Origin of the sequence: Streptomyces flavofungini (assembly GCF_041028215.1) — a bacterium.
GTDB classification, from domain to species: domain Bacteria; phylum Actinomycetota; class Actinomycetes; order Streptomycetales; family Streptomycetaceae; genus Streptomyces; species Streptomyces flavofungini_B.
This window is the reverse complement of the sequence record NZ_JASKYR010001298.1, coordinates 1-929: the sequence shown is the minus strand read 5'-3', so window position 1 is coordinate 929 and position 929 is coordinate 1. Positions and strand designations below refer to the sequence as shown.

General features: G+C 74.6%; 1 protein-coding gene. It reads right to left on the bottom strand.

What is annotated here, in order from left to right; all coding sequences use genetic code 11:
• Positions 1-53: 53 nt before the first annotated feature.
• The coding region (locus tag AB8Z36_RS40575) for an RluA family pseudouridine synthase (protein WP_369218355.1) at positions 54-929 on the bottom strand (876 nt) is incomplete at its 5' end.

Here is a 929-nt window from a genome sequence, read left to right as displayed (position 1 = left end):
GCCCCGGCCCGGCCCAAGGGCGCCTGGCAGCGGTTCCTCACCTGGTGGCGCGGCTACTGAGCCCAGTCGTCGTACGCCGCCCAGGCGCCGAGCGACCGCCCGCTCACGAAGCGGTGCGCGGTGCCGGTCACGGGGTCGGTGAACTCCAGTGACCGCGCCAGGAGTTGCAGGGGGCGCCGGAAGTCGCCGGGCGCCACGGGCGGCGCCACCACCGGGTAGACGGGGTCGCCGAGGATCGGCAGGCCGAGTGCGTTCATGTGGACGCGGAGCTGGTGGGTGCGGCCGGTGTGCGGGGTGAGCCGGTAGCGGCCGAGGGCGCCGCGGCGCTCGACGAGTTCGATACGGCTCTCGCTGTTCGGCTCGGCGCCCGCCACCTCGTAGGCGGCGAAGACCCCGCGTTCCTTCACGATGTGGCTGCGTACGGTGCGCGGGAGCGGCACGTCGGGGGAGTACGGGGCCACTGCCTCGTACTCCTTGCGTACGCGGCGCTCGCTGAACAGGGTCTGGTAGGCGCCGCGCTCCTCCGGGCGCACGGTGAGCAGGAGCAGCCCCGCGGTCAGCCGGTCCAGGCGGTGTGCCGCGCCGAGCGCCGGGATGCCGAGCTCCGCGCGGAGGCGGGCCAGGGCGGTCTGGGTGACGTGGCCGCCGCGGGGCATGGTGGCGAGGAAGTGCGGCTTGTCCACGACGACGATGTGCTCGTCCCGGTGGACGACGTCGATGGCGTACGGCACGGTGACCTCGGCGGGCAGGTCCCGGTGGAACCAGACGAAGGCCCCGGCGGTGTACGGCGTGTCCGGCGCGACGGCCGACCCGTCCGCGCCGACGATCCTCCCCTCACGCAGCATCGCGTCGACGACACCGGGTCCGGCCGCCGCGAGACGCTCCACCAGATGGTCGCGGACGGTCGGCCAGGTCCCCTCGTGCGGCAG